Origin of the sequence: Enterobacter sp. BNK-14 (assembly GCF_047456095.1) — a bacterium.
Taxonomy (GTDB): Bacteria; Pseudomonadota; Gammaproteobacteria; order Enterobacterales; family Enterobacteriaceae; genus Enterobacter; species Enterobacter kobei.
Genome location: NZ_CP179897.1, coordinates 4,189,124 through 4,212,928, shown reverse-complemented (window position 1 = coordinate 4,212,928; position 23,805 = coordinate 4,189,124). Strand labels below are relative to the sequence as shown.

The window sequence follows — 23,805 nt, the reverse complement described above, 5'->3', positions numbered from 1 at the left end:
CAGTAAAAAACACTGGATGAAAAACCAGTAGCATGTCAGGATATTTAGCATAGCGGCTTAAGGATTAGCGCGTTAATGGATAAAATTTCGACTCTGACGAGATAAAAAACCAGTCAACGTGGGTTATCCCCAGAACTTTTTCTTTTTTAACATTTGTCAAGCCAGGTTATGAGAGTTTTATGGCAGCGCGTGACACTTTCATTACGGTAATTGCTTTTATCTAAGCAATTAAATTTTAAACGATATTTTCTAAAGCCGCGTTTCGCGTCAATTTGGGCGAAAGCCGCGTCTTCTCTCGCTTATCGCGTGTTTTCTAACTCTAATGCACATGGTTATCCACAGGAATAGTGGATAACTGCTTCCAGCCCGTGCAGAGTGCCGCTCGGCAAATTCCCGGATTTTCCCACGGGACGGCAACAAAAAATTTTTATCGCTATTTTTTGTCGATAAACAGTTGCGTCATTCATAACCACCTGATGGGATCTTGCTCACATTTCCGCCATTTTCCCCTGCACCACGACTCAACACCGCCAGCACCGTCGATGTGCAATTCCCGGTTTCCTTACCCCACTTAAGGGTGGAACATTCTTAAAAAAGCCGCTTTTTTAATCACTTCACGGTTTCTGGCAGGGGTTTTGCACAATCAAAAACCGAGCATCACCGACACATTTTTAAGGAGAGAAAGATGTTGAGTCTGCGTGCAGTGAATCAGTTTTACGGAAGCCAACATACGCTATGGAACGTGGATTTAGATTTTCCGCAAGGGATGTGTACCGGCGTTGTTGGCCTGCCAGGGATGGGAAAAACCACCCTAATGAATTGCATTGCCGGGAAAGTGCCCGTGGATAGCGGCACCATCATCTGGCATGAAGCGGGTGCGCCGCCGCGTGATTTACTCAGCCAGACGGCCGAACAACGTTCCGGACCGGGGATTGGCTATGTCCCGCAGGACAGGCGGATTTTTTCTCAGCTGACGATTGAGGAAAATTTGCACATTGCCATGCGGGCGATGGATAAATCCGACCCGGCAGCGAAAAGTGAAGTGTACGAGCTCTTTCCCGAACTTTACGCGCTGCGTCAGACGCGAGGCAACGCCCTTTCGCCAGAGGCGCAGTATCAGCTTGCTCTGGCAAATGCGCTGGTCAATCGCCCGCGTATGTTGATTCTGGATGAACCTATGCACGGTGCCGGCCAGGGCTTTGCCCATAAGCTTGCACAACTGCTGGTACGGCTAAACCGGGAGCTTGGGATGACGGTGCTGCTAGCAGAACAGCAGCTGTCGTTTATCCGCCGGGTAGCGGATCGGTTTTGCATGCTCTACCGCGGACGTAACGTGGCACAGGGCCACGTTAACGAACTCAACGATGAGCTTATTGCCCACTGGATGTCGCTGGAAGCAAGACGCTGAGGTCAAGATACTGACCGGTTTCGGCCTGTTCGGCATCGTCCGCAAGCCAGGGGATCTCCCCCAGGAATGGCGCGGGGAGCACCCGTTTGAGGGTCGTCAGATACTCATGGTGTCGCTTGCCCGGCGTGACCACGTCGTTGGCTATCCAGCCCGCGAGACGCAGCCCTGCCTGCTGAACGGCCTGCGCCGTCAACATGGCGTGGTTAATACAGCCGAGCTTGACGCCGACAACGAGTATGACCGGGAGTTGCTCGGCCTGCACCCAGTCAGCAAACGTCTGGTCCTGAGAGAGCGGCGTAAACCACCCGCCTGCACCTTCCACCAGCACCCAGTCGGCCTGGCTTTCCAGGGTTCGTAACCCGGCAGAGAGCACGGTAAAATCAATCGGACGGCCTTCATCGGCGCTGATAATGTGCGGCGAGGTAGGCTCGGCAAAGGTATACGGGTTCACCGCTGAATAGGCGAGTTCGAGCGTGCTGTTACGCTGAAGCGCCAGCGCGTCGGTGTTACGTAACCCCTCCGCCGTCATCTCGCTGCCGGAAGCCACAGGCTTATACCCGGCGGTGTTTTTCCAAAGCTTTCGCGCCGCCTGCAAAAGGGCAGCGCTGGCAACCGTCTTGCCCACTTCCGTATCCGTCCCGGTGACAAAATAACGTTCAGTCACGTTCAATAATCCCATGAAAAAGTTGATAAGAGAGCGGGAACTGGCCCCGCTGCTGCGGCCAGGCCAGCTCAAGGCGCTGCAGCTGGCCCCGGGTCAGCGGTTTTTTCTCGCGCCCGGCATGCAGATGCGTGGCGCCAATGCCCTTCAGCGAGCGCATCGCGCTTAAAGCATCGCTAAAATCGAGAGTGATGGTCTGCACCGTACTGCGACAGCGCCAGCCTGCCAGGGCCTGCGTAACCTGCTCATATGACAAAAAGCGGTTGGCGTGCGGCTGTTCATCCACCGACTGCCATGCCTGATTGAGCTCCGGTAACGAGCTTTCCAGTAGCGTGGTAAACGCCACCTTGCCGCCCGGGCAGGCGACGCGGTAAAGCTCGCTCAACGCCTGCGGCAGGCTGCTGCACCACTGCACCGCCAGATGGCTCCAGACCAGATCGAATTGCGCGTCCGCCAGCGGAATCGCCTCGATATCCGCCACCAGATAACGATGCGCAGCCTGCTGCTGGCGCGCCTCATCCAGCATAGCGGGAGACAGGTCGATGGCCGTCACGTGACTTCCCGCCTCGCGCCAGAGTCGGCTATTCCCGCCGGGGCCGCACCCGGCGTCAAGCACCTGGGTAAAGCGCCTCTCGCCGAGCAACGTCATCAGCCCCTGTGCGCTCTGGCGCTGCAGTTCATCGTGCTGTGAATAGCTGCGCGCGGCCCGGCCGAACGCCGCCGCAATGGCCTGCTTATTGACTGGCAACATGCAGCGCCTCCAGCAGTGCAGCAATATCCTCGGTCTCGTGCGCCGCCGTCAGCGTGAGCCGCAGACGCGCCGTGCCCGGCGGTACGGTGGGCGGACGAATAGCCGTGACCCACATCTCCCGATCGCGCAGCGTTTGTGCCAGGGAGAGCGCCTGCGCGTTTTCCCCTACGATCACCGGCTGGATGGCACTTTGCGAATCAGTACTGCGGAAAGGAAGCGCCGCCAGTCCCTGACGGAAGCGGCAGATATGCTCTGCCAGCCGCTGGCGACGTTCCTCCCCTTCTGCGCTACGAATGACGGCCAGGGACGCAGACAACGCCACGGCCTGCGCCGGTGGCATGCTGGTGCTGTAGATCAGGTGCCGGGCAAACTGCAGCAGATAGTCTGCAACGGACTCACTGCACAGTACGGCGGCGCCACTCACGCCAAAGCCTTTGCCGAAAGTGACTATCAGCAGCTCCGGTCTGACGCCTTGCTGGTGAACACTTCCCCGCCCTTCATCACCCGTCACGCCGATACCGTGGGCATCGTCGACCAGCAGCCAGGCATGTTGCTGTCTGGCAGCCTCGTGCAGTACGGCAAGCGGTGCGCTGTCGCCGTCCATGCTGAATACCCCTTCCGTGACCACCAGCTGTTGCCCCTCGCACGGTTTATCCAGCAGCGCAGCGAGTTGCCCCGCATCGTTATGGGCAAAGCGGCGCAGCTGAGCCGGACTCAAACTTGCCGCTTCCAGCAGCGAGGCATGGCTTAAGCGGTCGGCGACAATGCGGTCGTCCTTCCCCATCAGGGCGGTAATCACCGCCTGATTGGCGGCAAAACCCGAAATAAACAACAGCGCGCGCGGGTAGTCCAGCCAGTCGGCAAGCGCCTCCTCCAGCGCCTGATGTGCCGGGGTGTAGCCGCTAACGTGCCCCGATCCACCGCTGCCCACGCCAAACCGCTCTGCCCCCTGCTGCCAGGCGCGAACGATAGCCGGATGCTGGCTAAGACCGAGATAATCGTTACTGGAGAAGTTACGGTAACGCCGACTGTCGCGGGTCAGAAAACGGCCTGCGCCGTTTTCGACCACCTTGCGTACGCGAAACGCATCAGTCGCCCGACGCTCGTCGAGCGCCGACTGGATACGTGCCTGCCAGGTCATACTGCTGCCGCGTTGTAGAACTGGTCGGTGTCGGCATTGAAAATCTGCTGCTCCAGCTGCTGCTGTTGCTCGTTATCGCCCGTCAGCACCTCGGTCTGATGCGGGTTCAGCCCCAGCTTGCGGAACAGCTGAACGTCTTTGTCTTCCTCCGGGTTCGGCGTGGTCAGCAGCTTGCAGCCGTAGAAGATGGAGTTGGCCCCGGCCATAAAGCACATTGCCTGGGTCTGCTCGTTCATCTGCTCACGGCCCGCAGAAAGGCGTACATAAGAGGTCGGCATCATGATGCGCGCCACCGCGATAGTGCGAATAAAATCAAACGCGTCCACGTCTTCGTTATCCGCCAGCGGCGTGCCTTTGACCTTCACCAGCATGTTAATCGGGACGCTTTCCGGCGGCGTTGGCAGGTTCGCCAGCTGCAGCAGCAGACCCGCACGATCTTTCACCGTTTCACCTAAGCCCACAATACCGCCGGAACAGACTTTGATCCCCGCGTCACGCACTTTGTCCAGCGTATCCAGACGCTCCTGATAGGTGCGCGTGGTGATGATGTTGCCGTAAAACTCCGGCGAGGTATCGAGGTTATGGTTGTAGTAATCCAGTCCTGCCGCCGAGAGGCGCTGCGCCTGTTCTTCGTTCAGCGTTCCGAGCGTCATACAGGCTTCGAGGCCCATCTCCTTCACCCCTTTCACCATCTGCTCCAGATACGGCATATCGCGATCGTGCGGGTTCTTCCACGCCGCCCCCATGCAGAAGCGTGTCGAGCCGGCGTTTTTCGCCTTACGCGCGGAGTCGAGCACCTGCTCTACTTCCATCAGGCGTTCGGATTCAAGACCGGTTTTATAGCGTGCGCTCTGTGGGCAATATTTGCAGTCTTCAGGACAGGCGCCGGTCTTGATCGACAGCAGCGTGCTGACCTGAACATGGCGCGGATCGAAGTGCTGACGATGCACCTGTTGGGCTTCAAACATCAGCTCAAGGAAAGGTTTATTGAATAATTCAGTAACTTGCGACATCGTCCAGCGTGCGTGGTGAGCCATCGGGCTTCTCCAAAGGGTTTTGTTAATTTTCGGTTCGGTTTATACTCGTAAACCTAAAACTTTTCAAAATGGTTTACAAGTCGATTATGACCCAGGACGATCTCGCCTTCGACAAGCAGCATATCTGGCACCCTTACACCTCCACCACCCGCCCTCTTCCCGTCTATCCGGTGGCCTCGGCCCACGGCTGCGAGCTGCACCTTGCCAGCGGTGAACAGCTCGTCGACGGGATGTCCTCCTGGTGGGCGGCCATTCACGGGTATAACCACCCGCGCCTGAACACGGCGATGAAGGCCCAGATTGACCAGATGTCGCACGTCATGTTTGGCGGGATCACCCATCAACCTGCGGTGGATTTGTGCCGTCGCCTGGTGGCAATGACCCCTGAATCGCTGGAGTGTGTCTTCCTGGCCGATTCCGGCTCCGTGGCGGTGGAAGTGGCGATGAAAATGGCGCTGCAGTACTGGCACGCCAGAGGCGAAACGCGCCAGCGCTTCCTCACGTTCCGCAATGGCTATCATGGTGACACCTTCGGGGCGATGTCGGTCTGCGACCCGGATAACTCCATGCACAGCCTGTGGAAAGGGTACCTGCCGGAAAACCTGTTCGCGCCTGCCCCGCAAAGCCGCTTCGACGGCGAGTGGAACGAGATGGACATGGTTGGCTTCGCGCGACTCATGGCGGCACATCGTCATGATATCGCCGCCGTGATCCTGGAGCCGATTGTGCAGGGCGCAGGCGGAATGCGGATGTATCATCCGGAATGGCTGAAGCGTATTCGCAAGATGTGCGACCGCGAGGGCATTCTGCTGATTGCCGATGAAATCGCCACCGGCTTTGGCCGCACCGGGAAGCTGTTTGCCTGCGAGCATGCGGGTATCGCCCCGGATATTTTATGCCTGGGCAAAGCGCTGACTGGCGGCACCATGACGCTCTCGGCCACCCTCACGACCCGTCATGTTGCCGACACCATCAGCGACGGCGACGCGGGCTGCTTTATGCACGGTCCGACGTTTATGGGCAACCCACTGGCCTGCGCCGTCGCCAGTGAAAGCCTCGCCATACTGGAGAGCGGCGAGTGGCAGACGCAGGTCGCGGTGATTGAAGCGCAGCTGAAAGACGAGCTGAGCGCCGCCTCGGGTGCCCATTTTGTGGCGGACGTGCGCGTGCTGGGCGCCATCGGGGTAATTGAAACCACGCATCCGGTGAATATGGCGGCGCTGCAGCGCTTCTTCGTTGAGCAGGGCGTCTGGGTGCGGCCTTTCGGCAAGCTGATCTACCTGATGCCGCCGTATATCATCACTGCTGAGCAGCTGCGTAAGCTCACCGCCGCGGTAGTCGACGCGGTCAACATACCCGCGCATTTCACGATTTAGCCCTATGCGTTACACTTCGAGAACGAGTGATTAACGAGGGTAAACCGTATGAAAATCATCAGCAAAGATCTGCGCGACGGCGAAAAGCTGCCGGAACGCCACGTTTTCAACGGCATGGGGTATCAGGGCGATAATATCTCCCCGCACCTGGCGTGGGATGAGGTTCCGGCTGGCACGAAAAGCTTTGTCGTGACCTGTTACGACCCGGATGCACCAACCGGCTCCGGTTGGTGGCACTGGATCGTAGCAAACCTGCCTGCCGACACGCGCGTGCTGCCGCAGGGTTCCGGCTCCGGCCTGGTCGCCCTGCCGGAAGGCGCTATTCAGACGCGCACTGACTTTGGTAAAGCGGGCTACGGCGGCGCGGCGCCACCAAAAGGGGAAACCCACCGCTATATCTTCACGGTGCATGCGCTGGATGTGGACAAGATTGAGGTCGATGAAGGCGCGAGTGGCGCGATGGTAGGCTTTAACGTGCATTTCCATTCGCTTGGTAGCGCGTCGATTACGGCGATGTATTCGTAAAAAAAGCCGGGTGGCGACTACGCCTTACCCGGCCTACATTTTGCACTCGTAGGCCCGGTAAGCGCAGCGCCACCGGGCACGAATCACAGCACGGAAGGTAGCAGCCCTACCAGCCGTCCCTCTTCCAGAAGCTGCATCGCTTTATCAATGTCCGGCGCAAAGAAGCGGTCGTCATCGTAATGCGATACGTGCTCACGAAGCGCCTGACGCGCCTGCTCCAGCAGCGGGCTGGATTTCAGCCCTTCACGCAAATCAATACCCTGACTTGCCGCCAGCCATTCCACCGCCAGCACGCCGCGGGTGTTGGCGGCCATCTCCCAGAGACGACGTCCGGCAGCCGGGGCCATCGAGACGTGGTCCTCCTGGTTCGCCGAGGTTGGCAGGCTGTCGACACTGTGCGGGTGCGACAGCGCTTTGTTTTCACTCGCCAGCGCGGCAGCCGTCACCTGGGCAATCATAAAGCCCGAGTTGACCCCGCCGTTACGCACCAGGAACGGTGGCAGCTGCGACATATGTTTATCCATCATCAGCGCGATACGGCGTTCTGACAACGCGCCAATTTCGGCAATGGCCAGGGCGATATTATCCGCCGCCATCGCCACCGGCTCGGCGTGGAAGTTACCGCCGGAGACCACCTCGTTTTCCTGGGCGAAGACCAGCGGGTTATCGGATACCGCGTTGGCCTCTATCAGCAGTACCTCTGCGGCCTGGCGCAGCTGCGTCAGGCACGCGCCCATCACCTGCGGCTGGCAGCGCAGAGAGTACGGATCCTGCACTTTTTCACAGTTGTGGTGTGAATCCGCAATTTCGCTGGTGTCGGTGAGCACGTGGCGATACATGGCGGCGGCGTCAATCTGGCCGCGCTGGCCGCGCACCTCGTGGATGCGGGCGTCGAACGGACGACGCGAACCCAGCACGGCTTCAGTAGTGAGCGCGCCGCACACCACCGCCGAGGCAAACAGATCCTCCGCTTCAAACAGGCCGCGCAGCGCGAAGGCGGTCGACGCCTGCGTGCCGTTCAGCAGCGCCAGCCCCTCCTTCGCCGCCAGGGTGATCGGGGCTAAACCGGCTTTTTTCAGCGCCTCTTTGGCAGGAAGCCATTCGCCCTGCCAGCGTGCCTGCCCTTCCCCCAACAGAAGCAGCGACATATGCGCCAGCGGCGCAAGATCGCCGGAGGCGCCGACGGAACCTTTCGCCGGGATCCACGGATAGACGTCGGCATTAACCAGCGCCATCAGCGCCTGGATCACGCTCAGGCGAATGCCGGAGAAACCGCGCGCCAGGCTGTTGATTTTAAGCACCATCATCAGACGGACAATCTCGTCATCCAGCGGCTGGCCGACCCCCGCCGCGTGAGACAGCACCAGCGAACGCTGTAAGTTTTCCAGATCGTGCGTTGCAATGCGCGTTTGTGCCAGCAGACCAAACCCGGTGTTGATCCCGTAAGCCGTGCGCCCTTCGGCAACAATGGCCTCCACGCAGGCAACGCTGTCGTTAATGGCGGCGTGGGCACTTTCATCAAGCGAGAGCGTAACCGGCTGACGCCAGGCGTTTCGCAGCTGTTTAAGCGTCAGGGAACCGGGCGTAAGTGTTAAGGCGTTCATTCATGATTTCCTTGTGTGGCAGGGATCATCGGCAGGTTTAGCCCCTGCTCTTTGGCACAGTCAATAGCAATCTCGTAACCCGCGTCCGCGTGACGCATCACGCCGGTGGCCGGGTCGTTGTGCAGCACGCGAGCGATACGCGCGGCGGCTTCATCGGTACCGTCACAAACGATAACCATCCCCGAGTGCTGGGAGAAGCCCATTCCCACGCCACCGCCGTGGTGCAGCGAGACCCAGGTCGCGCCGCTGGCGGTATTAAGCAGGGCATTCAGCAGCGGCCAGTCTGAAACGGCATCCGAGCCGTCGCGCATGGCTTCCGTTTCACGGTTAGGGCTGGCAACGGAGCCGGAATCAAGGTGGTCGCGACCAATGACAATCGGTGCGGAGACTTCGCCGCTGCGCACCATTTCATTGAAGGCCAGACCCAGTTTTTGCCGCCACTCCAGACCGACCCAGCAGATACGCGCCGGCAGGCCCTGGAAGTTAATGCGCTCGCGCGCCATGTCCAGCCAGTGGTGGAGATGTTCGTCATCCGCGACGATCTCTTTCACTTTGGCATCGGTTTTGTAGATATCCTCCGGGTCACCGGACAGTGCAACCCAGCGGAACGGCCCAATGCCGCGACAGAACAGCGGGCGAATATAGGCAGGCACGAAGCCCGGGAAGTCGAAAGCGTTCGTCACGCCCATCTCTTTCGCCATCTGGCGGATGTTATTGCCGTAATCGAAGGTCGGAATGCCCATCTTGCTGAAGGCCAGCATCGCGGAGACGTGTTCAGCCATCGAACGTTTCGCGGCGAGAACCGTGCCTTCCGGGTCGGTTTCCGCTTTTTGCTGATATTCTTCCCACGTCCAGCCGTTTGGCAGGTAACCGTGCAGCGGGTCATGGGCGCTGGTCTGGTCGGTGACGAGATCCGGGCGAACGCCGCGGGCGACAAGTTCAGGCAGAATCTCTGCCGCGTTGCCGCACAGGGCGATCGACACCGCTTTGCCTTCCGAGGTGTATTTTTTGATGCGCGCCAGCGCATCGTCGAGGTTATCAGCCTGCTCGTCGACGTAGCGGGTACGCAGACGGAAATCAATGCGGCTCTGCTGGCACTCAATGTTAAGCGAGCAGGCGCCAGCAAGCGTGGCAGCCAGTGGCTGCGCGCCGCCCATACCGCCGAGACCGGCAGTCAATACCCAGCGGCCTTTCAGCGAGCCGTTATAGTGCTGGCGGCCGGCTTCCACGAAGGTTTCGTAAGTGCCTTGCACAATCCCCTGGCTGCCAATGTAGATCCAGCTCCCGGCGGTCATCTGACCATACATCGCCAGCCCTTTGGCATCCAGCTCGTTGAAGTGTTCCCACGTCGCCCAGTGCGGCACCAGGTTAGAGTTGGCGATCAGCACGCGTGGCGCGTTTTTATGGGTTTTGAATACGCCGACCGGCTTGCCGGACTGTACCAGCAGGGTTTCGTCGTGTTCGAGATGAGTCAGGGATTTTACAATTGCGTCATAGCATTCCCAGTTACGCGCGGCGCGGCCTATACCGCCGTAGACCACCAGCTCGTGGGGGTTCTCCGCCACCTCAGGGTCGAGGTTATTCATCAACATGCGCAGCGGGGCTTCGGTGAGCCAGCTTTTGGCAGTAAGCGTGGTGCCGCGCGCGGCGCGGACATCCTGCTGGCGGTATTTACCTGACGACATTGTGTGCTCCTCATAAAGGACAGATGATGCATTTAGATATACTTGTATAGACAAGCACACACAAGGTCAGTTTTAACAAAAAAGATACAATTTTGTTATATTGCGTTAGCGATCACGCTTATAAAACTTATGACATAAAGTGGCCCTGCAGCCGGTAACGGTTACCCGGGAAAAGCAGCCTGGCATGGGAGACAATCTGCGATGATGACCAGGTTCGACGGCGGATCAGCAGGCACGGATCGTGCTCTTTAATGCGCAACCGTTCACATTCCTGCGGCGTGGCGCGCACAGCCTCCACAATGTGTTCCCCTTCCGTCAGCGGTGCGACCAGCGAGAGGTACGCATGCGGCGTGGTTTGGGTGTAATCCTGGCTCAGATACTCCGGTATCCGCTCTGCGTTAACGCAGCGATCTTCAATCTGTACCGGAATGTCGTTCTCAAAATGCACCATCACGGAGTGGAAGATGCGGCTCCCTTCTTTAACATTCAGTTCGGCGGCCTGCTCGGCGCTCGCCTCGGTCTCTTCGAGCACCAGCACCTCGCAGCGGTGCTGATGATTTCGCGAGTGTATCTCATCGGCAATACTGCGGATTTCAAACAGCGCCGACTGACCTTTGGGCTCCGCCACGAAAGTGCCGACCCCCTGCAGGCGCACCAGAAGACCTTCATCGGTCAGTTCGCGCAGCGCCCGGTTGATGGTCATCCGGCTAAATCCAAATTGCGCCACCAGTTCGGCCTCGGACGGAATACGATCGTGAGGGCACCAGACACCGGTAGCAATTTTTTCGCTGATAGCCTGCTTCACCTTTTCGTAGAAAGGCGCAGGAGGGCTCGACTGCGCCAGGGGCGAGCGTGAAAACATCATGACTCCTTAACTCGGGTTATGCCCACCAGTGAGCAATTTGCCAGGCCAGACGAGCGGCAAGCTTCGCGCCCTGTCCGTCCCTGTCGTACTGCGGGTTAAACTCTACCAGATCGGCGGCCTGCAGCTTACCGCTGCGACAGATTTGTTCGATAACCGGCAGAAGATCCAGCGCCGGTACCCCTAACGCCGCAGGGGCGGATACGGCAGGCATTTCGCTCGCCGGCAGAACGTCGAGGTCAATAGTCAGGTAGACCCGATCGGCCTGCGCCAGCACCTTTTCCAGCGCAGATAACGCATCGCGTCTGAAATGCCAGTCTTCCACCAGCGTGACGTTCAGGCGTTCCGCTTCATCCCAGAGTGCCTGCGTGTTGGCTGCCCGGCTGACGCCAAAGCAGGCGTAGCGAAACGCCCGACCGTGGTCCTCGCAGTAATGGGCCAGTTGACGAAACGGGGTACCGGATGTTGCACGCTCGGCCTTGCGCAGATCGAGATGGGCATCAAGATTAATCACCGCCACGCGCTCGTTCGGGAAGGCATCGAGAATGCCCCGACCATGCGCCCAGGCGGTCTCGTGCCCGCCGCCAAAGATCAGCGTGCGCATCCCGGACTGCTGGCAGGCCGTCACCGCATCGCTTAAAACCCGCTGTGCCGCTTCAAGTTCATCACCTTCGACATACACGGACCCCATATCCGCAAGCCGTTCGTGTCCCTGATGGCTGGCCATATTCGCCAGCGCGTTGCGCAGGATATCAGGGGCCTGCACGGCGCCAGGCCTGCCCTGATTGCGTTTAACCCCTGCATCGCATTCAAACCCGAGCAGCGCGATGCCAGAGGAAAGCGGCGTAAACTGCGCCTGCTGCTGTATCGTCTGAAAGATACGCTTTGCATTGCTGGCCTCGGCGCTGTCGTCACGCCCCTGCCAGACCGTTTCGGCTACGGGCCGCCATAACCTCATACTGCCTCCCCACGGAAAATACGCTGATACAACGGATTGCGACCCGGTTCATAGACCATCTCAACCGGATGGTCAGCATCCCAGACGATAAAATCGGCCACATACCCCGCCTGCAATTGCCCGTGGGTTGCGCCGCGACCCAGCGCCTGCGCGGCGTGTCGCGTGACGCCAGCCCAGGCCTCTTCAGGGGTCAGGCTAAACTGGACGCAGGCCATATTCATCGCCAGGTGCAGGCTCGCAAACGGGCTGGTGCCGGGGTTATAGTCGGTGGCCACCGCCATCGGCACTCCCTGTTTTCTGAGCTGTTCAACCGGCGGACGCTGGCGCTCCTGAAGGAAATAGAATGCGCCGGGGAGCAATACCGCCACCGTACCGCTTTGCGCCATCGCCTGAATGCCTGCGTCGTCGAGATATTCGATATGATCCGCTGACAGCCCTTTATACTGGCTGACCAGCGCCGCACCGCCCTGATTAGACAGCTGCTCAACATGCCCTTTCACCGGAATACCCAGCGCGGTGGCAGCCTGGAAAAGACGCTCGGTTTGCGACGGGGTAAAGCCGACGTTTTCACAAAACACGTCTACCGCTTCAAATAACGCTTTTTGCCACAGCGTGGGCATGATCTGCTCGCAGACCAGCGTGAGATAGGCATCCGGATCCTGTCGGTATTCCGCAGGGACGGCATGTGCCGCCAGAAGCGTCGGGCTAATCTCGACCAGATTACTCAGACTAAGCTGGCGAGCAACCAGCAACATTTTCTCTTCGGCATCCGCGTTAAGTCCGTATCCCGATTTAATTTCTATGGTCGTAACGCCTTCATTCATCAGACGCTCTAGCCGCTGCTGCGCCAGCTTCAACAGGGTTTCCGGCGAACTGTTGCGTGTCGCCGTCACGGTGGCGTTAATCCCGCCGCCCTGCGCGCTGATGGTTTGATAAGAGACACCGTTCAGGCGCTGCTCCCACTCTGCCGCGCGGTCGCCGCCAAACACCAGATGGGTATGGCAATCAATCAGCCCCGGCGTCACCAGACGCCCCTGTAGATCAATGCAGTGACGGTGTCCGGAAGGAATGTCAGATTCAGGGATCACGGCCAGGATGGTTTGACCGCGCACGACCAGGGCGTGTTGCGCTTTAAGACCATAGGGTGCGGAGGCATCGGGAACCATCGTTGCCAGTCGCGCATTTCGCCATATTACATCGTCAGGATGAAGCTGCATGGGCATTCCACTTGTCATAGGTTGTATAGACATTTATTTTCATCCGCCGTCTGCTGTCAACCGTTCTGGTAGAAAATGTTATTTATTTGTGATGACTTTCCCGCCTCCCGGGGGTAAAAAATGCAACTTTTACCCTTTTTATCTTCCCGTTTCGCTCAACTTAGTATAAAAAAGCAGGCTATTTCGTCTATCCCGTTTAAGACTTGCATACCCAGGAGCTCCACCTTGAACATTTCCAGGATTTCCCGTCTGGCGTTAGCGCTCGCCTTTGGCGTGACCTTATCCGCATGCAGTTCAACACCACCGGATCAGCTGCCTTCTGAGCAGGTAGCACCGGGCACCGCGTCCCGCCCGATTTTGTCCGCTGATGAAGCGAAGAACTTCGACCGTGCCCACTACTTCTCAGCGATGGATCCTAACGCTGCGCCGTGGACACCGTCTTCTATTAACCTGCCGAAACAGCCTGACTTCGTGGTTGGCCCGGCTGGCGCCCAGGGCGTAACGCACACGTCCATTCAGGCAGCGGTTGACGCGGCCATTACCAAACACAGCGCCTCTCGCCAGTACATCGCGATCCTGCCGGGCGAATACGAAGGCACCGTGTATGTTCCGGCCGCACCAGGCAGCATCACCCTTTACGGTCTGGGCGAAAAAGCAATCGACGTGAAAATTGGCCTGGCGATTGATTCCGAAATCGACAGCACCACCTGGCGTCGCCTGGTGAACCCGGCCGGTAAATATATGCCAGGTAAACCGGCGTGGTACATGTTTGATAACTGCCAGAGCAAGCGTTCCGCTACCGTTGGCCTGATGTGCTCGGCGGTATTCTGGTCCCAAAATAATGGTCTGCAGCTGCAAAACCTGACCATTCAAAATACCCTCGGCGACAGCGTCGATGCCGGTACCCACCAGGCCGTCGCGCTGCGTAGTGATGGCGATAAGGTGCAGATTAACAACGTCAACATTCTGGGCCGTCAGAATACCTTCTTCGTGACCAACAGCGATGTTAAGAACACGCTGCAGAACAACCGCCTGACCCGTACGCTGGTAACCAACAGCTACGTTGAAGGTGACGTGGATCTGGTGTCCGGTCGCGGTGCGGTGGTATTTGAAAACACCGATTTCCGCGTGGTGAACTCGCGCACTCAGCAGGAAGGTTACGTGTTTGCGCCAGCAACACAGTCTAACCTGTTCTACGGCTTCCTGGCCGTTAACAGCCGCTTTAACGCTGCCGGCGACGGCGTGGCACAGCTGGGTCGCTCCCTGGATGTGGACTCTGCCACTAACGGTCAGGTCGTGATCCGCGACAGCGTGATCAACGAAGGCTTTAACATGGCGAAGCCGTGGGCTGATGCCGCGATCTCCAAGCGTCCGTTCTCCGGCAATACCGGTGCGGTGGATGATAAAGGGAACGTGCAGCGCAATCTGAACGACGCAAACTTCAACCGCATGTGGGAATACAACAACCGCGGTCTGGGTAGCAAGGTGGTTGCAGAGCCGAAGCAGTAAGATGAGAGTAAAAGGGGGATTTTAATCCCCCTTTTTACTGCAACTGAATGCGTCAGGCACCAAACTTAAGATACGCATCCAATAGTTGCATAATCGCAACCATGAGTTGCAGGAACAGAATTGCCCATTCCACACCGCTCATACGCCACTCCTTTGGTATAGAGCACTTCTCCTCTGCCTTACCTTTCCGCTGCCTGTCACCAGAGGTGTGTTGGCTATGTTTTGATGTGCTCCGCAGTTTAGGCACTGTCGGCACCACCCGACAGCTAGGACTTAAAAAGGATCCTGAATTGCGGAACTGCAACACATCAAACCAACGAACAGAATGATATCAAACCATTACTGTACATAAAAACAGTTATGAAGAGTTTAGGAATCCATAAAGAAAAACCAAATACCTCATTGATTATATTAGTTATTTTTGCGCACCACCGCTTGAGAACGTCTTTTCTTCATTGGTGATGATTTTACATCGTCTTAAGTCAACATTATGATAATCAGGTTGGTTACGTTTTGATGTGCTCTACCCGGCTACCACCGGGCATAAAAAAACCTCGCATTCGCGAGGTTTTTTGTTTCAGGCCACTTAGTGAGCGTTGACCAGGACCCACATCGGACCCTGGCCTACGGCGTAGCGTCCTTTTTCTTCCAGTAGACCCTGTACGCCTTTGATTTCATACAGCGCGATATGGTGGGATTTCTGCCCTGCCGCAATCAGGTATTTACCGCTGTGATCGATATTAAAGCCGCGCGGCTGAGTTTCCGTTGGCTGGAAACCTTCAATGGCCAGCACGCTGCCATCTTCGGAGACGCTGAAGACGGTAATCAGGCTGGAGGTACGGTCGCAGGCATACAGATGACGGCCGTCAGGCGTAATGTGGATATCCGCCGCCCAGCGGGTGTCAGAGAAGTCAGACGGCATCATATCCAGCGTCTGCACGCATTCGATCTGACCGTTTGGATCTTTCAGCTCCCACACGTCTACCGAACTGTTCAGTTCGTTTACCACATAGGCATACTGCTGGTTCGGGTGGAAGACCATATGGCGTGGGCCTGCGCCCTCAACGGTAGTCACTTCAGCCGGGTTTTGCGCCACCAGGTGACCATCGTCGCTCAGGGTAAACAGGCAGATGCGATCCTGCTTCAGTGCAGGCACCCACAGCGTGCGGTTGTCCGGAGAGATATTCGCCGAGTGACATCCTTCCAGCCCTTCCACCACGTCGACAGTGTCGACCGGAATGCCGTCGTCAAGGCGGGTCACGCTGACGCTGCCCGCATTGTAAGAGCCGCTAAAGATGAAACGCCCTTTACGATCGGTCGAGATGTGGGTCGGGCTGCCCGGCAGCGGCGCTTCGGCAGTGTAGGTCAGCGCACCGTCGTCCGGCGAGATGCGGTAGGCCAGCACCCGGAACTCAGGGCGTACGCCAACATACAGAAAACGTTTATCCGGGCTGACGACCATTGGCTGTACTTGCCCCGGAACATCAACAACCTGAACCAGCGTGAGCGAACCTTCTGCATTCAAACGCCAGACGTGGATCTGCTGACTTTCAGGACTGGCGGTATAAACGGTTTGTTTCATGAATACTCCTTTCCTCACTGCGCGTGAAAGTGATTATTTTTAACGGTGAATGCTGAATTTTAGCCAGGAATTTTGCAGCGATTTACTCTCGGTGTAACATCGCCTGAGACCTAAAATTCAACATTAACCCGGAAGAACAAATGACCTCGCGTGTGATTGCCCTGGATTTAGACGGAACATTACTGACCCCTCAGAAAACCCTGCTCCCCTCCTCCCTTGAAGCGCTTAAACGAGCCCAGGAAGCCGGGTATCAACTCCTTATCGTAACGGGTCGACATCACGTTGCCATTCATCCTTTTTATCAGGCACTGGCGTTAGATACACCTGCAATTTGTTGTAATGGCACTTATTTGTATGATTATCAGGCAAAAAAGGTTTTAGCCTCCGACCCGCTACCGGTTCCTCAGGCGCTGCAACTGATTGATCTGCTGGATGAGCATGCCATTCATGGCCTGATGTATGTGGACAACGCGATGCTGTACGAGCGCCCTACCGGCCATGTGGTGCGCACCAGTAACTGGGCACTTTCGCTGCCGGAAGCGCAGCGTCCGGTCTTTACCCAAGTGTCCTCCCTGCGCCAGGCCGCTCAGGATGTTGACGCTATCTGGAAATTCGCCCTGACGGATGAAGACACCACCAAACTGAATACCTTCGCGAAACAGGTTGAACAGACCCTGGGTCTGGAATGTGAATGGTCCTGGCACGATCAGGTAGATATTGCCCGTAAAGGCAACAGCAAGGGCAAGCGCCTGACGCAGTACGTAGAATCTCAGGGAGGGTCGATGCGTAACGTGATTGCCTTTGGCGATAACTATAACGACATCAGTATGCTGGAGGCTGCCGGTACCGGCGTGGCGATGGGCAACGCCGATGACGCGGTGAAAGCGCGCGCTAACGTGGTGATTGGCGATAACACCACCGATAGCATCGCGCAGTATATTTATACCCACCTGCTGTAATCAGGCAGTGATCGAGACGCTCTTGATTTGCGCGTAAAGCCACAGGCCGGGCTTGATACCTAACTCGTCCCTGGCCCACGGGCTGATGCGCGCCCAGAGCGTCCTGCTTCCCACCTCAAGCTTCACTTCCACCTGACCGTTATCATCAAAACACTCCGCCACTTTGGCGCGCAGAATATTACGAATGCTGGTTTGCAGCGGCGGTTGCAGCACCAGCGAGACGTCCGATGCCTGAATGCGAATACGCAGCGCGGACTGTAACGGCTTGTCGACCTTGCTCACCCACAGATGCTGGTCGCCCAGCGCCAGCGCGGTCATCGCATAATGCGGGTGGTGTTCCAGCACGCTCACTTTCAGGATACTGCTCTGCTGCTCCTTTGGAAGCCAGGGATGCATCACGCTGCTTCCCCATACCTCTTCCAGGTTGCCAAAGGCCTTTACGCTGCCCTCTTCCAGTACCAGCACTTTGTCGGCCAGATGGAGGATCTCATCCAGCGAGTGGCTGACGTAGAGCATGGGAATGTTAATCTCGCGGGTCAGGCGCTGCAGGTAGGGCAGCAGTTCACGTTTACGCGGAATATCCAGCGAAGCCAGCGGTTCGTCGAGCAACAGCAGCTCGGGTGCGGTCAGCAAGGCACGGCCAATCGCCACACGCTGTTTTTCTCCACCGGAAAGCGAGGAAGGCAGCCTGTCGAGCAGAGGCTCAATACCTAACAGCGTCACCAGCTTATCAAACTGCCCGGCCATACTTTTGGCCATACCGTAGCGCAGGTTGCCGCGCACGCTGTAGTGCGGGAACAAGCGCGCGTCCTGGAAAACATAGCCGATGCGACGTTTATCCGGCGAGAGGTATATTTTGTTCTCCACGTCATTCAGAACGCGGTCATTCAGAACAATTCGCCCTGACTGCGGGCGTGTCAGGCCGCTAATCGCATTAATCAGAGAGGTTTTTCCCGCACCGGAGACGCCAAAAATGGCGGTGATGCCGCTTGCAGGCAGCGTCTCGTTAAGCGTCAGCGTGTGGTTCCCCAGCGTCTGGGTGAAATTCAGTTCCAGCATCCTTATTTCCCCATCCGTTCGCGACTCAGCCGCGCCAGCCATTCAGACACCAGCAGCGAAGCCAGGGCCAGGACGATTGAAATGATGCACAGTCGCGCCGCCGCGCCTTCTCCGCCGGGTGTTTGAATCAGGGTGTACATGGCTGACGGAATCGTTCGCGTCTCGCCGGGAATGTTCGATACAAACGTGATGGTCGCGCCGAACTCGCCCAGCGAACGGGCAAACGCCAGTACCGTGCCAACTATAATCCCCGGCAGCGTAAGCGGGAGCGTGATGGTGAAAAAGACGCGCCAGCGCCCGGCACCCAGCGTGCGGGCCGCCTGTTCGAGCTTCATGTCCACCCCTTCCAGCGCGAGGCGGATCGCCCTCACCATCAACGGAAATGACATCACCGCCGCGGCCAGTACCGCACCGCGCCAGCTAAAGGCGAACGTCAGACCAAACCAGTCGTAGAGCTTCTCGCCGATAAAACCGCGTCGCCCCATCGAAATCAGCAACAGATAGCCGACCACCACGGGGGGTAAAACGAGCGGGAGATGAAGTACGCTGTCGAGCAGCGCTTTGCCGGGAAACCGGCAGCGCACCAGTAACCAGGCAAAGAAGATCCCAAAGGGCAAACTCAGCGCAACCGCCAGGGAAGAGACTTTAAGGCTCAGCAGAACAGCCTGCCATTCAGGATCGGTCAATATCATCAGTGAGTCGTAAATCCATAACGTTTAAAGATTGCGGACGCTTCTGGCCCCTTCAGGTAATCGCGAAAGGCCGTCACGGTCGCGTTTTTATGTCCATCAACAATCGCGACAGGATATTCCACTTTCTTGTGGGAGTCTTCCGGGAACGTTGCAACCACTTTCACACCCTTGCTGGCAACGGCATCAGAGCCATATACAATCCCCAGCGGGGCTTCGTTGCGTTCCACCAGCGCCAGCGCACCGCGTACATCTTCCGCCGGCGCCAGTTTCGGCGACAATGTCTCCCACGCGCCCAGTTTTTGCAGCGCTTCTTTGGCGTAGATCCCCGCCGGAACATGCTCCGGATCGCCCACCGCCAGACGGCCACCGTTAAGCAGGCTCATCCAGTTGGTCTCTTTGTTAATGGTAATATCCGCCTGCGCGCTGGCTTTTGGTGCCACGACAACCAGGCTATTCCCCAGCAGCGTTTCGCGGGTTGCCGGATCAATTGATTTCTTCTCCGCCGCGTAATCCATCCATTTCTGATCGGCTGAAATGAACAGATCCGCCGGTGCCCCCGCTTCTATCTGGCGCGCAAGCGTAGATGAAGAGGCGAAAGAGGAGACAACATCGACGTTTTTCTCTTTTTTATACGCCGTCGCAATATCCTGCAGCGCGTTGGTCAGCGACGCCGCCGCAAAAACCGTAATTTTTCCGTCGTCCGCCAGCGCCTGCCCGGCAAGTGAAAGCGTCAGCGTTGCCCCAGCGAAAAGACGTACCCATGAACGTGCCATTTGTAGCTCCTGTATATAGCGTTATATAGACGATAATATAACGATATCTTCATGGAGATCCCAGCGCTATATCGTACCGCTCAAGGGGTAAGCTGGACTGATTCTTAATACTATCGGAGAAAATGAGAAAAGCTTGAGAGCAAAACGCCCGGGCTAGCCGGGCGTTTTGAAGGGAATCAATGCTGCTTTTTAGCCTGGTCTTTGTGACCAATGTTCGAAAAGAGGTTGAACACTTCACCCAGGCCGTAGATGGCACCGAGGATGATGGCCATCACTACTGGCACCATGATCACGGCGAATACCAGACTTTTCAACAACTCTAACATGGTTTTCTCCAGATATTGTGAAGGGCTTATTCTACCCTGAAAAGTAAGAAAAACATCCCCTTTTGTGCGGTAGCCTTTGCGCCCCGCACCATTTGGGTCACAATATCCTTTTTGCCAGGACACTGTTATGCAGGCCGAAATTCTTCTTACTCTCCGACTACAGCAAAAGCTTTTTGCCGACCCCAGACGTATAGCCCTGCTTAAACAAATAGAACAAACGGGCTCGATTAGCCAGGGGGCAAAGAATGCCGGGATCAGCTATAAAAGCGCCTGGGATGCCATCAATGAAATGAATACCCTGAGCGAACACCCGCTGGTGGACAGAGCCACGGGCGGTAAGGGCGGTGGCGGCGCCAGGGTGACGCGCTACGGCCAGCGCCTGATTCAGCTTTACGATCTTCTGGGCCAGATCCAGCAAAAAGCGTTTGATGTTCTGAGTGATGACGATAGCGTTCCACTGGACAGTTTGCTGGCCGCCATTTCCCGCTTCTCGTTACAAACCAGCGCCCGCAACCAGTGGTTTGGTACGGTGACGGCGCGCGATAATCTTCAGATACAACAGCATGTTGAGATCCTGCTTGCCGATGGAACAACGCGTCTGAAAGCCGCAATCACCGCGCAGAGTGCAGAGCGCCTTGGCCTGGATGAAGGTAAAGAGGTGCTGGTGTTACTGAAAGCGCCATGGGTCAATATCACGCGTAACCCCGACACGGCACAGGCAGCGGATAACCAGCTATCGGGCGCAATCAGCCATATTGAACGCGGCAAGGCGCAATGCGAAGTGCTTATGACGCTGGCGGACGGACAATCACTCTGCGCGACGGTACCTTGCAGCGAGGCGGACGGCTTAGAAGAAGGTGCTGTCGTCACCGCATATTTCAACGCAGACCGGGTGATTATCGCCACATTGTGCTGAGCGCATTGACAACCGCGCTGACAGTGAGTATCCCTGACATCTGTTGCTGCAAAAAATGGGATAAATCATGGCTTTATTGCATATTTCGCAAGGTACGTTTCGTCTTAGCGATACCCGGACGCTGGCGATTGCTGATTTGACAATACGCGCGGCTGAAAGCTGGGCGTTTGTTGGCACTAACGGCAGCGGTAAATCCGCGCTGGCCCGTGCGCTGGCGGGGGAACTCACCCTCCTCAAAGGGGAATACCAGAGCGACGTTACGCGCCTGACGCGCCTCTCTTTTGAACAACTGCAAAAGCTGGTGAGCGACGAATGGCAGCGCAACAATACCGATTTACTCAGTCCTGGAGAAGAAGATACCGGCCGTACAACGGCGGAAATTATCCAGGATGAGGTGAAAGATCCTGCCCGCTGTCAGCGCCTGGCTGAACAGTTCGGCATTACCGCCCTGCTCAACCGACGCTTCAAATATCTTTCTACCGGCGAAACGCGGAAAACCCTGCTTTGCCAGGCGCTGATGAGCGAGCCTGAGCTGCTGATCCTCGACGAACCATTCGACGGCCTTGACGTCCAGTCCCGGGCGCAGCTGGCGCATCTGCTGGGCTCGCTTAATCGGCAGGGATATACCCTTGTGCTGGTACTTAACCGCTTTGATGAGATTCCGGATTTTGTCCAGCATGCCGGTGTGCTGGCCGACTGCCATCTGACCGAGACGGGCGAAAAGTCGGCGCTGCTTAAGCAGGCGCTGATCGCCCAGCTCGCGCACAGTGAACAGCTCGACGGCATCACCCTTCCGGAACCCGATGCCCCGTCAGCCCGCCACGCGCTCGATCCTCACCAGCCACGCATCGTGCTGCGTGATGGTATCGTCTCTTATGACGACCGCCCGATCCTTAACCATCTTAGCTGGACGGTGAATCCGGGCGAGCACTGGCAGATTGTCGGCCCGAATGGCGCGGGAAAATCCACGCTGCTGAGCCTCATCACCGGCGACCATCCGCAGGGCTATAGCAACGATCTCACGTTGTTTGGCCGTCGTCGCGGCAGCGGTGAAACCATCTGGGATATTAAAAAACATATCGGCTACGTCAGCAGCAGCCTACATCTGGATTACCGGGTCAGTACCACGGTACGTAACGTGATCCTCTCCGGGTATTTTGACTCCATCGGAATTTATCAGGCGGTGTCGGACAAGCAGCACAAGCTGGCCCAGCAGTGGCTGGATATTCTGGGGATGGATAGCCGGGTGGCTGACGCGCCGTTTCACAGTTTGTCATGGGGGCAGCAGCGCCTGGCATTGATCGTTCGCGCGCTGGTAAAACACCCGACACTGTTAATTCTGGATGAGCCCCTGCAGGGTCTGGATCCGCTAAACCGCCAGCTGATTCGTCGCTTTGTGGATATTCTCATTGCCGAGGGTGAAACCCAACTGCTGTTTGTTTCACACCATGCCGAGGATGCCCCTTCCTGTATCACCCATCGTCTTGAGTTCATTCCAGACGGCGAGCGCTATCGCTACCTTCTCAGCCACATCGACTAACCGTGGAGGGCCCCGCCCTCCTCTTTTCAGATAACTTGCATCATTACAACACTATCTCTTTGATCTAGAATGGTCTGAGTGATTGGAAAAGCGAGTTTGAAAACGAGTGTAAACGATTCCACTATTTTATCCCATGTCACACTTTTAGCGTCTCTGTTATGCTATGGTTATTACATACCATAAGCCTAATGGAGCGAATCATGCGAGTTCTGGTAACAGGTGGTAGCGGTTACATAGGAAGTCATACCTGTGTGCAACTGCTGCAAAATGGTCACGATGTGATCATCCTCGACAACCTGTGCAATAGTAAGCGCAGCGTGCTGCCGGTGATTGAACGTCTTGGCGGGAAACAACCCACTTTCGTGGAAGGCGACATCCGCAACGAAGCGCTGATGACCGAAATCCTTCACGACCACGCCATTGAAGCGGTGATCCACTTCGCCGGTCTGAAAGCCGTCGGTGAATCCGTTGCGAAGCCGCTTGAGTATTACGACAACAACGTCAACGGTACCCTGCGTCTCATCTCCGCCATGCGTGCGGCGAACGTTAAAAACTTTATCTTCAGCTCCTCCGCCACCGTCTATGGCGATCAGCCAAAAATCCCCTACGTTGAAAGTTTCCCGACAGGCACGCCACAAAGCCCGTACGGCAAAAGCAAGCTGATGGTGGAACAGATCCTGACCGATCTGCAAAAAGCGCAGCCGGAATGGAGCATCGCCTTGCTGCGCTACTTCAACCCGGTCGGCGCCCATCCGTCTGGCGATATGGGTGAAGATCCGCAGGGCATCCCGAACAACCTGATGCCGTATATCGCCCAGGTGGCGGTAGGCCGTCGTGAGTCGCTGGCGATTTTTGGTAACGACTACCCAACCCAGGACGGCACCGGCGTGCGCGACTATATCCACGTGATGGATCTGGCCGACGGTCACGTTGCGGCCATGCAACAGCTGGCAGATAAACCGGGCGTGCATATTTACAACCTCGGCGCCGGGGTCGGCAGCAGCGTGCTGGACGTGGTTAACGCCTTCAGCAAAGCCTGCGGTAAGCCAGTGAACTACCACTTCGCACCGCGTCGTGATGGTGACCTGCCCGCTTACTGGGCGGATGCCACTAAAGCCGACAAAGAGCTTAACTGGCGTGTGACCCGCACGCTTGATGAAATGGCACAGGATACCTGGCACTGGCAGTCACGCCACCCGCAAGGCTATCCGGACTAAGGATCCT

23 protein-coding genes are annotated in these 23,805 nt (G+C 57.2%); 8 read left to right on the top strand and 15 right to left on the bottom strand.

The genetic code is table 11. The features are described from left to right. Positions 1-685 precede the first annotated feature (685 nt). Complete coding sequence (locus ACMGGM_RS19985; protein WP_023332449.1) at positions 686-1,408, top strand: ABC transporter ATP-binding protein; 723 nt, start codon at positions 686-688, stop codon at positions 1,406-1,408. Here the strand turns inward: ACMGGM_RS19985 and bioD are convergent. Genes bioD through bioB form a run of 4 tightly spaced genes read right to left on the bottom strand, consistent with a single transcriptional unit; the run spans position 1,371 to position 4,998 of the window. Next, entirely contained in the window at positions 1,371-2,072 is a 702-nt protein-coding gene (gene bioD, locus ACMGGM_RS19980; protein WP_045134235.1) for a dethiobiotin synthase, read from the bottom strand. The two genes, ACMGGM_RS19985 and bioD, sit on opposite strands and share 38 nt — an antisense overlap. Beyond that, positions 2,065-2,820, bottom strand: coding sequence for a malonyl-ACP O-methyltransferase BioC (bioC, locus tag ACMGGM_RS19975; protein WP_045134236.1), 756 nt, complete (start codon positions 2,818-2,820; stop codon positions 2,065-2,067). Before bioC ends, bioD begins: the two co-directional genes overlap by 8 nt. Further along, entirely contained in the window at positions 2,804-3,961 is a 1,158-nt protein-coding gene (gene bioF, locus ACMGGM_RS19970) for an 8-amino-7-oxononanoate synthase (RefSeq protein ID WP_048997247.1), read from the bottom strand. Before bioF ends, bioC begins: the two co-directional genes overlap by 17 nt. Then, positions 3,958-4,998, bottom strand: coding sequence for a biotin synthase BioB (gene bioB / locus ACMGGM_RS19965; RefSeq protein ID WP_008501133.1), 1,041 nt, complete (start codon positions 4,996-4,998; stop codon positions 3,958-3,960). Before bioB ends, bioF begins: the two co-directional genes overlap by 4 nt. Before the next feature lie 86 nt (positions 4,999-5,084). Here bioB and bioA point away from each other — a divergent pair, with 86 nt between their 5' ends. Next, a complete protein-coding gene (gene bioA, locus ACMGGM_RS19960; RefSeq protein ID WP_392389252.1) occupies positions 5,085-6,374 on the top strand; it encodes an adenosylmethionine--8-amino-7-oxononanoate transaminase in 1,290 nt (429 codons plus the stop codon). A 48-nt stretch (positions 6,375-6,422) separates the two neighbouring features. Further along, the gene (locus tag ACMGGM_RS19955) at positions 6,423-6,899 is read left to right on the top strand and encodes a kinase inhibitor (protein WP_014883071.1); all 477 of its coding nucleotides are present in this window, start codon (positions 6,423-6,425) and stop codon (positions 6,897-6,899) included. An 83-nt stretch (positions 6,900-6,982) separates the two neighbouring features. Here ACMGGM_RS19955 and hutH read toward each other — a convergent pair whose 3' ends face one another. From hutH to hutI, 5 genes are all read right to left on the bottom strand, one after another. Beyond that, a complete protein-coding gene (gene hutH / locus ACMGGM_RS19950; RefSeq protein WP_069601829.1) occupies positions 6,983-8,503 on the bottom strand; it encodes a histidine ammonia-lyase in 1,521 nt (506 codons plus the stop codon). After that, complete coding sequence (gene hutU / locus ACMGGM_RS19945) at positions 8,500-10,188, bottom strand: urocanate hydratase (RefSeq protein WP_014883069.1); 1,689 nt, start codon at positions 10,186-10,188, stop codon at positions 8,500-8,502. Before hutU ends, hutH begins: the two co-directional genes overlap by 4 nt. 127 nt (positions 10,189-10,315) lie before the next feature. Beyond that, positions 10,316-11,050, bottom strand: coding sequence for a histidine utilization repressor (locus ACMGGM_RS19940; protein ID WP_045134240.1), 735 nt, complete (start codon positions 11,048-11,050; stop codon positions 10,316-10,318). Positions 11,051-11,069: 19 nt separating this feature from the next. Next, positions 11,070-12,008 carry a formimidoylglutamase gene (gene hutG / locus ACMGGM_RS19935; RefSeq protein WP_045134241.1) on the bottom strand — a complete coding sequence of 313 codons (939 nt, stop codon included), beginning with the start codon at positions 12,006-12,008 and terminating at the stop codon, positions 11,070-11,072. After that, positions 12,005-13,225, bottom strand: coding sequence for an imidazolonepropionase (hutI, locus tag ACMGGM_RS19930; RefSeq protein WP_063614046.1), 1,221 nt, complete (start codon positions 13,223-13,225; stop codon positions 12,005-12,007). The genes hutG and hutI overlap by 4 nt, the downstream gene beginning before the upstream one ends. Before the next feature lie 225 nt (positions 13,226-13,450). Here hutI and ACMGGM_RS19925 point away from each other — a divergent pair, with 225 nt between their 5' ends. Next, positions 13,451-14,734 carry a putative acyl-CoA thioester hydrolase gene (locus ACMGGM_RS19925; RefSeq protein ID WP_032637155.1) on the top strand — a complete coding sequence of 428 codons (1,284 nt, stop codon included), beginning with the start codon at positions 13,451-13,453 and terminating at the stop codon, positions 14,732-14,734. Between the two features lie 52 nt (positions 14,735-14,786). On the opposite strand, the gene tisB is transcribed toward ACMGGM_RS19925, so the two are convergent. Beyond that, positions 14,787-14,876, bottom strand: coding sequence for a type I toxin-antitoxin system toxin TisB (tisB, locus tag ACMGGM_RS19920; RefSeq protein WP_023332440.1), 90 nt, complete (start codon positions 14,874-14,876; stop codon positions 14,787-14,789). Positions 14,877-15,320: 444 nt separating this feature from the next. Beyond that, positions 15,321-16,316: a 6-phosphogluconolactonase gene (pgl, locus tag ACMGGM_RS19915; protein ID WP_014883064.1), complete on the bottom strand. Its 996-nt coding sequence runs from the start codon at positions 16,314-16,316 to the stop codon at positions 15,321-15,323. 140 nt (positions 16,317-16,456) lie between these two features. On the opposite strand from pgl, the gene ACMGGM_RS19910 reads away from it, so the two are divergent. After that, complete coding sequence (locus ACMGGM_RS19910) at positions 16,457-17,275, top strand: pyridoxal phosphatase (protein WP_023332438.1); 819 nt, start codon at positions 16,457-16,459, stop codon at positions 17,273-17,275. On the opposite strand, the gene modC is transcribed toward ACMGGM_RS19910, so the two are convergent. The 4 genes from modC to ACMGGM_RS19890 all read right to left on the bottom strand — a co-directional run bounded on the left by modC (position 17,276) and on the right by ACMGGM_RS19890 (position 20,125). Next, positions 17,276-18,334, bottom strand: coding sequence for a molybdenum ABC transporter ATP-binding protein ModC (gene modC, locus ACMGGM_RS19905; RefSeq protein ID WP_014883062.1), 1,059 nt, complete (start codon positions 18,332-18,334; stop codon positions 17,276-17,278). Between the two features lie 2 nt (positions 18,335-18,336). Continuing rightward, positions 18,337-19,026 (bottom strand): molybdate ABC transporter permease subunit, encoded by a 690-nt coding sequence (gene modB / locus ACMGGM_RS19900; RefSeq protein ID WP_032637160.1) that lies wholly within the window; start codon positions 19,024-19,026, stop codon positions 18,337-18,339. Then, on the bottom strand, positions 19,026-19,799 hold the full coding sequence (gene modA, locus ACMGGM_RS19895) for a molybdate ABC transporter substrate-binding protein (protein ID WP_045134246.1): 774 nt from the start codon (positions 19,797-19,799) through the stop codon (positions 19,026-19,028). Before modA ends, modB begins: the two co-directional genes overlap by 1 nt. 176 nt (positions 19,800-19,975) lie before the next feature. Then, positions 19,976-20,125, bottom strand: a complete 150-nt coding sequence (locus tag ACMGGM_RS19890; protein WP_014883059.1) for an AcrZ family multidrug efflux pump-associated protein — start codon at positions 20,123-20,125, stop codon at positions 19,976-19,978. Positions 20,126-20,252: 127 nt separating this feature from the next. Here ACMGGM_RS19890 and modE point away from each other — a divergent pair, with 127 nt between their 5' ends. From modE to galE, 3 genes are all read left to right on the top strand, one after another. Then, complete coding sequence (gene modE, locus ACMGGM_RS19885; protein ID WP_023332436.1) at positions 20,253-21,041, top strand: molybdenum-dependent transcriptional regulator; 789 nt, start codon at positions 20,253-20,255, stop codon at positions 21,039-21,041. 67 nt (positions 21,042-21,108) lie between these two features. After that, a complete protein-coding gene (modF, locus tag ACMGGM_RS19880; protein ID WP_045134247.1) occupies positions 21,109-22,581 on the top strand; it encodes a molybdate ABC transporter ATP-binding protein ModF in 1,473 nt (490 codons plus the stop codon). Between the two features lie 200 nt (positions 22,582-22,781). Next, entirely contained in the window at positions 22,782-23,798 is a 1,017-nt protein-coding gene (gene galE / locus ACMGGM_RS19875; protein WP_023332434.1) for a UDP-glucose 4-epimerase GalE, read from the top strand. Positions 23,799-23,805: the final 7 nt, after the last annotated feature.

Coding starts and splice junctions, on each gene's coding strand:
- modC (WP_014883062.1), bottom strand. CDS start 18,334: ATGCTGGAACTGAATTTCACCCAGACGCTGGGGAACCACACGCTGACG.
- pgl (WP_014883064.1), bottom strand. CDS start 16,316: ATGAAACAAACCGTTTATACCGCCAGTCCTGAAAGTCAGCAGATCCAC.
- bioA (WP_392389252.1), top strand. CDS start 5,085: ATGACCCAGGACGATCTCGCCTTCGACAAGCAGCATATCTGGCACCCT.
- modF (WP_045134247.1), top strand. CDS start 21,109: ATGGCTTTATTGCATATTTCGCAAGGTACGTTTCGTCTTAGCGATACC.
- ACMGGM_RS19890 (WP_014883059.1), bottom strand. CDS start 20,125: ATGTTAGAGTTGTTGAAAAGTCTGGTATTCGCCGTGATCATGGTGCCA.
- bioB (WP_008501133.1), bottom strand. CDS start 4,998: ATGGCTCACCACGCACGCTGGACGATGTCGCAAGTTACTGAATTATTC.
- ACMGGM_RS19910 (WP_023332438.1), top strand. CDS start 16,457: ATGACCTCGCGTGTGATTGCCCTGGATTTAGACGGAACATTACTGACC.
- hutG (WP_045134241.1), bottom strand. CDS start 12,008: ATGAGGTTATGGCGGCCCGTAGCCGAAACGGTCTGGCAGGGGCGTGAC.
- hutI (WP_063614046.1), bottom strand. CDS start 13,225: ATGCAGCTTCATCCTGACGATGTAATATGGCGAAATGCGCGACTGGCA.
- bioF (WP_048997247.1), bottom strand. CDS start 3,961: ATGACCTGGCAGGCACGTATCCAGTCGGCGCTCGACGAGCGTCGGGCG.
- modE (WP_023332436.1), top strand. CDS start 20,253: ATGCAGGCCGAAATTCTTCTTACTCTCCGACTACAGCAAAAGCTTTTT.
- ACMGGM_RS19955 (WP_014883071.1), top strand. CDS start 6,423: ATGAAAATCATCAGCAAAGATCTGCGCGACGGCGAAAAGCTGCCGGAA.
- modA (WP_045134246.1), bottom strand. CDS start 19,799: ATGGCACGTTCATGGGTACGTCTTTTCGCTGGGGCAACGCTGACGCTT.
- ACMGGM_RS19985 (WP_023332449.1), top strand. CDS start 686: ATGTTGAGTCTGCGTGCAGTGAATCAGTTTTACGGAAGCCAACATACG.
- hutH (WP_069601829.1), bottom strand. CDS start 8,503: ATGAACGCCTTAACACTTACGCCCGGTTCCCTGACGCTTAAACAGCTG.
- hutU (WP_014883069.1), bottom strand. CDS start 10,188: ATGTCGTCAGGTAAATACCGCCAGCAGGATGTCCGCGCCGCGCGCGGC.
- modB (WP_032637160.1), bottom strand. CDS start 19,026: ATGATATTGACCGATCCTGAATGGCAGGCTGTTCTGCTGAGCCTTAAA.
- ACMGGM_RS19940 (WP_045134240.1), bottom strand. CDS start 11,050: ATGTTTTCACGCTCGCCCCTGGCGCAGTCGAGCCCTCCTGCGCCTTTC.
- galE (WP_023332434.1), top strand. CDS start 22,782: ATGCGAGTTCTGGTAACAGGTGGTAGCGGTTACATAGGAAGTCATACC.
- tisB (WP_023332440.1), bottom strand. CDS start 14,876: ATGAGCGGTGTGGAATGGGCAATTCTGTTCCTGCAACTCATGGTTGCG.
- bioC (WP_045134236.1), bottom strand. CDS start 2,820: ATGTTGCCAGTCAATAAGCAGGCCATTGCGGCGGCGTTCGGCCGGGCC.